This window comes from Cellulosimicrobium cellulans (assembly GCF_042723955.1).
Classification (GTDB): Bacteria; Actinomycetota; Actinomycetes; order Actinomycetales; family Cellulomonadaceae; genus Cellulosimicrobium; species Cellulosimicrobium cellulans_H.
In genome coordinates this window covers 1-7509 of the sequence record NZ_JBHXIC010000138.1, presented here as the reverse complement: position 1 = coordinate 7509, position 7509 = coordinate 1, and the positions used below count along the sequence as shown (strand labels likewise).

Genomic DNA, 7509 nt, shown 5'->3' with positions numbered 1-7509 from the left:
GGATTCCCGGACGGGCCACGGTCGTCTCTGCGTGGGGGCGGTCAGCGGCCCTGGTTGGCGACCGCGGCGGCGGCCTCGGCAGCGGCCTCGGGGTCGAGGTAGCGGCCGCCCTTCGTGATCGGCTTGAGGTCCTCGTCGAGCTCGTAGAGCAGCGGGATGCCGGTCGGGATGTTGAGCGCGGCGATGTCCTCGTCGGAGATGCCGTCGAGGTGCTTCACGATCGCGCGCAGCGAGTTGCCGTGCGCCGCGACGAGGACGGTCCTGCCCGCCTTCAGGTCCGGGACGACCTCGCCGTCCCAGTACGGCAGGGCGCGCTCGAGCACGTCCTTGAGGCACTCGGTGCGCACGACGGGGGCGTCGGCGTAGCGCGGGTCCGCGTCCTGCGAGAACTCGGAGCCGAGCTCGATCTCGGGCGGCGGGACGTCGTACGAGCGGCGCCAGAGCATGAACTGCTCCTCGCCGAACTCCTCGAGCGTCTGCTTCTTGTTCTTGCCCTGGAGCGCGCCGTAGTGCCGCTCGTTGAGGCGCCACGACCGCTTCACGGGGATCCAGTGGCGGTCCGCGGCGTCGAGCGACAGGTTCGCCGTCGTGATGGCGCGGCGCAGGAGCGAGGTGTGCACGACGTCGGGCAGGACGCCGGCCTCCGTGAGGAGCTGACCGCCGCGCTTCGCCTCCTCGGTCCCCTTCTCCGACAGGGCGACGTCCACCCAGCCGGTGAACAGGTTCTTGGCGTTCCATTCGCTCTCGCCGTGGCGGAGCAGCACGAGGGTGTAGGTCATGGGTTCCATCCTGCCGCACGGCCCGCCGCGCGGGCACCCGCGTCCCACGTGGTGGTGACCGTCGCCGTCGGGCGTGGGACGAAGGTCCGGGAATCCGGCGGGGGGCGCGCACGTTGCCCCGACATGCCGATCGACGGAGAGTACGCCCCCAGCCCGAGCGCCTGGTCCCGCAAGCAGGCCGAGTCCTACGAGTCGTCCGGGGGGACGCGCAGCACGACCCTGAACGGGATGCCGGTGGTCGTGCTCACGACCCTGGGACGGCGCACCGGCAAGGTCCGCAAGACGCCGCTCATGCGGGTCGAGCACGACGGCGTGTACGCGATCGTCGCGTCCCTGGGCGGCGCCCCGAAGAACCCCGTCTGGTACCACAACGTCCTGGCGCACCCGCAGGTCGAGCTCCAGGACGAGGCCGAGCGCCACGACTACGTCGCGCGCGAGGTCCACGGCGAGGAGCGAGCGCTCTGGTGGGAGCGCGCCGTCGCGGCCTACCCGCCGTACGCCGACTACCAGACGAGGACGTCCCGCGAGATCCCCGTCCTGGTCCTGGAGCGCACCACGCCGGACGCCTGACCCGCAGCGAGGGTCCGCGCGGCGTCAGCGTGCCGCGCGGACCTTGCGCGCCTGCGCGTAGACGTCGAGCATGCGCAGCGCGGCGGTGTCCCAGCCGAAGCGTTCACCCGCGCTCCGGGCGCCGTCGCCGAGGGCGGCGAGGCGCTCGTCGTCGGCGAGCAGGTCGCCGAGCACGCGCGCCCACGTCGCGGGGTCGTGGTCGGGCACGAGGACGCCGGAGACCTGGTCCTCGACCACGGTCCTCAGCCCGCCGACGGCGGCCGCGACGACGGGCGTGCCGCTCGCCTCGGCCTCGGCCGCGACGAGCCCGAACGACTCGTTGTGCGACGGCACGGCGACGACGTCGGCAGCCCGGTACCACTGCGCGAGCTCGTCGCGCGGGACGGGCGGGCGCACGACGAGCCGGTCGCTCACCCCGACCTGGTAGGCGAGCGCCTCGAGCTCGCGCACCGCCGTCGGGCGCCCGCTCGGGCCGCCCAGCACGACGAGCGTCGGCACGGGCTCCCCGCGCTCGGCGAGGACCCCGAGCGCCCGGACGAGCACGTCAGGACCCTTGAGCGGCTGCACGCGCCCCGCGAAGAGCACGAGACCGCCGCCGGTGGGCAGCCCCAGCCCGGCGCGCAGCACCCGGCGCCGCGCGCGCCGCGCCGCGCCGTCGCCGGCCGACGCGCCGCCGCGGTCCGGGGAGAACAGGTCGAGGTCGACGCCCGGCGGCACGACGTGCACGCGCGCGGGGTCGGCGGCGTAGTCGCGCACGAGGTCGTCCGCCTCGGCGTCCGTGCTCGCGACGAGCGCGTCCGCCTCGGCGACGACCTGCTCCTCCCCGATGATCCGGCCCAGCGGCTCGGGCGCGTCGCCCGGGGCGAGCGCGGCGTTCTTCACGCGCGCGAGCGTGTGCATGGTGTGCACGAGCGGGACGTCCCAGCGGTCGGCCGCGAGCCAGCCCACCTGGCCCGAGAGCCAGTAGTGGGTGTGGACGACGTCGTACCAGCCCTCGTGGTGCCGCGCCTCGGCGCGCAGCACCCCGGCCGTGAAGGCGCAGAGCTGGCCGGGCAGGTCGTTCTTGTCGAGCCCCTCGAAGGGCCCGGCGACGACGTGGCGCACCGTCACGCCGTCGGACACCTCGACCTTGCGGGGCTGGCTCGACGCCGTCGCGCGCGTGAAGATCTCGACCTGCGTGCCGCGGCGGGCGAGCGCGTGCGCGAGCTCCGTGACGTACACGTTCATGCCGCCCGCGTCGCCCGTGCCGGGCTGGTCCAGGGGCGACGTGTGCACCGAGAGCATGGCGACCCGCAGCGGGGTCGACAGGTCCGGGGAGACGCCCTCCGGCAGCTCGAGCGCGGTCACGGCGGGTCAGGCCTCCACGACGCACGCCGGGGCGGGCAGCGCGAGCACGTCGACCACGTGGGCAGCGCCGTCCGAGCGGCGCACGCGCAGGAGCGCGAGGTTCGACGTCGGCTCCTCGCCCGCGGGGGCGTCCGGACGCTCGATGAGCGGGTCGTCGTTCTGGTTCGCGACGACGACGAGGTCGTGCAGCGGAGCCTCGGGTGCGGCGTCACCGTCGAGGACGGCGAAGTGCCGCGGCCACGCGCCGCCCACCGGGGAGTCCGCGAGGTGGCGCAGCGCGGGGACGCCACCGTCAGGCCCCGGCTCGACGGCGTGCACGGCGAGCACGTCCGCGCCGCGCACCGCGGCGAGGACGCGCGTGCCGTCCGCCGAGACCGCGACGTGCGAGGGGTAGTTCCCGCCGCCCACGGGGGCGGCGGCGTGCGTGACGTCGTAGCGCGCGACCACGTCGTACGTGCGCGCGCCGTCGGGGCCGTCCACCGGAGCGAGGACGAACAGGGCCGGGTCGAGCTCGCCGACCACGACGAGGTGCCCGGACGGCAGCGCGGCGAGGTGGCGCGGGCCGGTCCCCGGGGGGAAGGTCGCGACGACGCGCGGGGCCGCGCCGTCGGGGGCCGTGGGGTCGTGCCGGCGCAGCTCGTCGGTCCCGAGGTCGACGACGAGCACGTCGCCGCTGCCGTCGTCGGCGGCGCCGAGGTGCGCGAGCGGGGCGACGAAGTGGGCGTGCGGCCCTTCCTGGCGGTCCGTGACCGGACCCGTCCCCGCGTGGCCCTGCCGGCGCACCGGGGTGCTGGCCAGGTCGTCCGACGCCGCGGCGAGCGCGCCGTCCGCGGCCGTCGTGACGGCCGTGAGGACGCCGTCCCCGTAGTTGGCGACGAGCACGTCGCCGCTCACGACGACGTGGCACGGGTACGAGCCGCCCGTCGCGACCTGCTCTCCTCGGGGCGTGAGACCGCCGTCGGGCCCGACCGCGAACGCCGACGCGGAGCCGGCCTCCGTCTCCCCCACCGCGTACAGCGTGTCGCCGTCGAGCGCGAGGAACGACGGCGACGGCGACTCGGCCGCCAGCACCCCACCCACGAACGACCCGGTCCCGGCCGCGGCGTCGACGTCGAGCCCGACGCGCCACACGCCCTCCGCACCGTCGTTCGCCGGGTGCGGGTAGGTGCCGATCCAGAGGGCGCGGGTCGCGGAGGTCATGACCCGAGCCTAGTTCTCCGGACGCGTGCCTCGGGCACCCGCAGGCCGTCGCCGTTCGGCGGGACGCCCGCGGACGCGAGAGCGCCCCACCGACAGGATCGTCGGCGGGGCGCTCTGGTGCTCGAGCGGCGTCGCGTCAGTGCGCGGCGTCGTATGCCGTCTGGATCTCCTGGGAGATGCGGCCACGGTCGTTCACCGTGAAGCCGTTGGCGCGCGCCCACTCGCGGACCTCGGTCGCACGGGCCGAGCCGGAGGAGCGGCCGCTGCGGCGCGCGGGACGGGCCGCGCTCGTGCGGGACGAGACCTTGCGCGCATTGCCGACCCAGGACGCGAGAGCGTCGCGGAGCTCCTGCGCATTCTTGGTGCTGAGGTCGATCTCGTAGGAGACGCCGTCGAGCGCGAACGTGACGGTCTCGTCGGCCGCGCCCCCGTCGAGGTCGTCGACGAGAATTACCTGGACTTTCTGGGCCACTGTGGTTACCTCACGCTTCACAGGAATGATTGTCCTCGTCAGGATGCCATCGAAAAGTCGGGACCGTCAATTGGCCACGCCGTTGTCCGGCACGCGTCTTCTGGGGCGAGGCCCACCATTCCTGGACGCAGGTACATCATTTCGTGGCTATTTGCACGCGGTGACGGGCGATGCTCAGGCGTCGCGCGCGGGCGCGACATTCTCGTCCACGGCCGATTCCTGCTCCGCGTCCAGGCGCGCGAGCGCGGCGCGCTCGTTGCGGTCCGCGCGCACGATGGCGCGCATCGCCACGTAGAAGAGCACGCCGACACCGATCGAGGGGATCAGTGCCGCGACGGTGGGCCAGATGTCCATGCTGTCGATCCTAGGTGTTGGGCGGCGCGCTACTGCTGCGCCGGCTTCACGAGCGGGAAGAGGATGGTCTCGCGGATGCCGAGGCCGGTGATCGCCATGAGCAGGCGGTCGATGCCCAGGCCCATGCCACCCGACGGGGGCATCGCGTACTCCATCGCGGTGAGGAAGTCCTCGTCGATGCGCATGGCCTCCTCGTCGCCGGCGGCCGCGAGCAGCGCCTGCGCCTCGAAGCGCTGGCGCTGGACCACCGGGTCCACCAGCTCGGAGTACGCCGTCGCGAGCTCCACGCCGCGCACGTAGAGGTCCCACTTCTCGACCTGGCCGCGCACCGACCGGTGGTCACGGGTGAGCGGCGAGGTCTCGACGGGGAAGTCGCGCACGAACGTCGGCGCGACGAGGTGGTCGCCCACCAGGTGCTCCCAGAGGCCCTCGACGAGCTTCCCGTGGTTGACGTTCTTCGGGTCGAAGGTGAGCTCGAACTTGTCCGCGTACCGCAGCAGCGTCTCGACCGACGTCTCGGGCGTGACGGAATCGCCCAGCGCGTCCGAGAGCGAGTCGTACATCTTCAGCTGCGTCCATTCGCCGCCGAGGTCGTATTCCGTGCCGTCGGCGAGCGTGACCAGGGTCGTCCCGAGCGCGTCCTGCGCGGCCCGCTGCACCAGGTTCTGGGTGAGCACCGCCATCGTGTCGTAGTCGCCATAGGCCTCGTACGCCTCGAGCATCGCGAATTCCGGGGAGTGCGTGGAGTCCACGCCCTCGTTGCGGAAGTTGCGGTTGATCTCGAACACCTTCTCGACACCGCCGACGGCCGCGCGCTTGAGGAACAGCTCGGGCGCGATACGCAGGAACAGGTCGATGTCGAACGCATTCATGTGCGTCTCGAACTGTCGCGCGGCCGCGCCTTCCGGACGCGTCTGGAGCATCGGCGTCTCGACCTCGACGAAACCGCGCTCCCAGAAGTTCTCGCGGATCGAGCGCACGACGGCGGCGCGCAGGCGCACCGTGTCCCGGGCGGCCGGGCGCGCGATGAGGTCCACGTAGCGCTGGCGCACGCGCGCCTCCTCCGAGAGCTCCTTGTGGAGCACGGGGAGCGGTCGCAACGCCTTCGCGGCGATCTGCCACGCGTCCGCGAAGACGCTCAGCTCGCCCCGGCGCGAGCTGATGACGCGGCCGTGCGCGAAGAGGTGGTCGCCCAGGTCGACGTCCGCCTTGAACGACGCGAGCGACTCCTCGCCCACGACGGCCTGGCTCAGCATGACCTGCAGGCGGTTGCCCTCGCCGTCCTGCAGCGTGGCGAAGCACAGCTTGCCGGTGTTGCGCAGGAACACGACGCGGCCGGCCACGCCGACCTCGTCCTGCGTCTCCTCGCCCGTCTCCAGGTGCGCGTACTCGGCACGGACGTCGGCGATCGTGGTCGTGCGCGGGACGGAGACGGGGTACGGCTCGTCGCCGCGCGCGAGGATCCGCTCGCGCTTCTCGCGGCGGACCTGCATCTGCTCCGGCACGTCGTCGACGTGCTCCTCGGGCTCGCGCGCGTCAGGAGAGGGGGTTCCGGCGGGGGAGGTCACCCGAGGATTCTACCGACGCCCGCGCGGACCAGCGTGTGCCGAGGGAGAACCATGGTCACGCGAGGCAGAACCGTGGTGCTCTCTCGCGCGACCAGCGTTCTACCTCGCGTGACCAGCGTTCTACCTCGCGTGACCAGCGTTCTACCTCGGGTGACCGGGGTTCTCCGCCGACGGGAGGGTCGGGAGCAGGTCGAGGGCGAGGTCGAGGATCGGGGCCGAGTGGGTGAGCGCGCCGACGGACAGGTAGTCGACCCCGGTACCGGCGACCTCGCGCGCGCGGTCCAGCGTGAGGTTGCCCGTGGCCTCGAGCTCGACCTTCGCCGGGACGCCGTCCTTCCCCTCGCGCGCCCGCACGGCCGCGACCGTCTCGGCGAGCACGGGCGTCGGCATGTTGTCGAGCAGGAGGAAGTCCGCGCCCGCCGAGACGGCCTCGAGCGCCTGCGCGGTCGTGTCCGCCTCGACCTGGACCAGGACGTCGGGGAACGTCCGGCGGATCGCGTCGATGGCCGCGCTCACCGAGCCGGCGGCCACGACGTGGTTGTCCTTGACCATCGCGACGTCGTAGAGGCCCATGCGCTTGTTCGTCCCGCCCCCGGCGCGTACCGCGTACTTCTCCAGGGCGCGCAGGCCGGGCGTCGTCTTGCGCGTGTCGAGCACCTGCGCGCCCGTACCGGCGAGCTCGCGCGCCCACGCGCGCGTCGCCGTCGCGACGCCCGACGCGCGGCTCGCGAGGTTGAGCAGCGTGCGCTCGGCCGCGAGGAGCACCTGGACCGGCCCCGTGAGCGCGGCGAGGACGCGGCCGCGACCCACCGCCGCGCCGTCGGCCGCGACGAACGTCACCTCCACGGGGGGCAGTCCGAACCGCTCGGCGACCTGCCGCGTCACCTCCTCGACGACGACGAGGCCCGCCACGACCCCGTCCGCACGCGCCACGAGGTGCGCGGTCCCGGTGGCCGACGGCGGCACGGTCGCCTGCGTCGTGACGTCGCGGCCCGGCGCGACGCCCAGGTCCTCGTCGAGCGCGCGCGCGACGGTCTCGGCGATCCACGCCGCGTCGAGCCCCGGCTCGTCGCGCCACCGGCGGGGCGGGCGGTGGCCGGCGGCCGGGGGGAGGGGCGCGGGGGCGGCGGGGCGGGGCGCGCGGGGCGGGGGGGGCGGGCGGCCCCGCCGTGGGCGCCCCCCCGCCCCCGTCTCCACGGCCTCCTGGCTGTCGGACGGG

Annotated in this window: 8 protein-coding genes; 1 reads left to right on the top strand and 7 read right to left on the bottom strand. The window is 74.0% G+C overall.

Annotated elements, in window-relative coordinates:
* Window positions 1-41: 41 nt before the first annotated feature.
* The gene (locus ACFWH7_RS20300; protein WP_378219355.1) at window positions 42-779 is read right to left on the bottom strand and encodes a phosphoglyceromutase; all 738 of its coding nucleotides are present in this window, start codon (window positions 777-779) and stop codon (window positions 42-44) included.
* A gap of 123 nt (window positions 780-902) precedes the next feature.
* On the opposite strand from ACFWH7_RS20300, the gene ACFWH7_RS20295 reads away from it, so the two are divergent.
* Window positions 903-1349, top strand: coding sequence for a nitroreductase family deazaflavin-dependent oxidoreductase (locus tag ACFWH7_RS20295; RefSeq protein WP_378219353.1), 447 nt, complete (start codon window positions 903-905; stop codon window positions 1347-1349).
* 24 nt (window positions 1350-1373) lie between these two features.
* Here ACFWH7_RS20295 and mshA read toward each other — a convergent pair whose 3' ends face one another.
* The 6 genes from mshA to nadC form a co-directional block, all read right to left on the bottom strand.
* Window positions 1374-2633: a D-inositol-3-phosphate glycosyltransferase gene (gene mshA / locus ACFWH7_RS20290; protein ID WP_378219361.1), complete on the bottom strand. Its 1260-nt coding sequence runs from the start codon at window positions 2631-2633 to the stop codon at window positions 1374-1376.
* A gap of 69 nt (window positions 2634-2702) precedes the next feature.
* Complete coding sequence (locus ACFWH7_RS20285) at window positions 2703-3896, bottom strand: lactonase family protein (protein WP_378219351.1); 1194 nt, start codon at window positions 3894-3896, stop codon at window positions 2703-2705.
* 136 nt (window positions 3897-4032) lie between these two features.
* Window positions 4033-4368, bottom strand: a complete 336-nt coding sequence (locus ACFWH7_RS20280) for a histone-like nucleoid-structuring protein Lsr2 (RefSeq protein WP_378219349.1) — start codon at window positions 4366-4368, stop codon at window positions 4033-4035.
* A 174-nt stretch (window positions 4369-4542) separates the two neighbouring features.
* On the bottom strand, window positions 4543-4722 hold the full coding sequence (locus tag ACFWH7_RS20275; RefSeq protein ID WP_378219347.1) for a hypothetical protein: 180 nt from the start codon (window positions 4720-4722) through the stop codon (window positions 4543-4545).
* A 29-nt stretch (window positions 4723-4751) separates the two neighbouring features.
* Window positions 4752-6215, bottom strand: coding sequence for a lysine--tRNA ligase (gene lysS, locus ACFWH7_RS20270; RefSeq protein WP_378219359.1), 1464 nt, complete (start codon window positions 6213-6215; stop codon window positions 4752-4754).
* Between the two features lie 216 nt (window positions 6216-6431).
* Window positions 6432-7334: a carboxylating nicotinate-nucleotide diphosphorylase gene (nadC, locus tag ACFWH7_RS20265; protein ID WP_378219357.1), complete on the bottom strand. Its 903-nt coding sequence runs from the start codon at window positions 7332-7334 to the stop codon at window positions 6432-6434.
* Window positions 7335-7509 lie beyond the last annotated feature (175 nt).

Excerpts from the sequence above, each read along its gene's own strand:
- ACFWH7_RS20275 (WP_378219347.1), bottom strand. The coding sequence starts at position 4,722 with ATGGACATCTGGCCCACCGTCGCGGCACTGATCCCCTCGATCGGTGTC.
- lysS (WP_378219359.1), bottom strand. The coding sequence starts at position 6,215 with ATGCAGGTCCGCCGCGAGAAGCGCGAGCGGATCCTCGCGCGCGGCGAC.
- ACFWH7_RS20300 (WP_378219355.1), bottom strand. The coding sequence starts at position 779 with ATGACCTACACCCTCGTGCTGCTCCGCCACGGCGAGAGCGAATGGAAC.
- mshA (WP_378219361.1), bottom strand. The coding sequence starts at position 2,633 with ATGCTCTCGGTGCACACGTCGCCCCTGGACCAGCCCGGCACGGGCGAC.
- ACFWH7_RS20285 (WP_378219351.1), bottom strand. The coding sequence starts at position 3,896 with ATGACCTCCGCGACCCGCGCCCTCTGGATCGGCACCTACCCGCACCCG.
- ACFWH7_RS20295 (WP_378219353.1), top strand. The coding sequence starts at position 903 with ATGCCGATCGACGGAGAGTACGCCCCCAGCCCGAGCGCCTGGTCCCGC.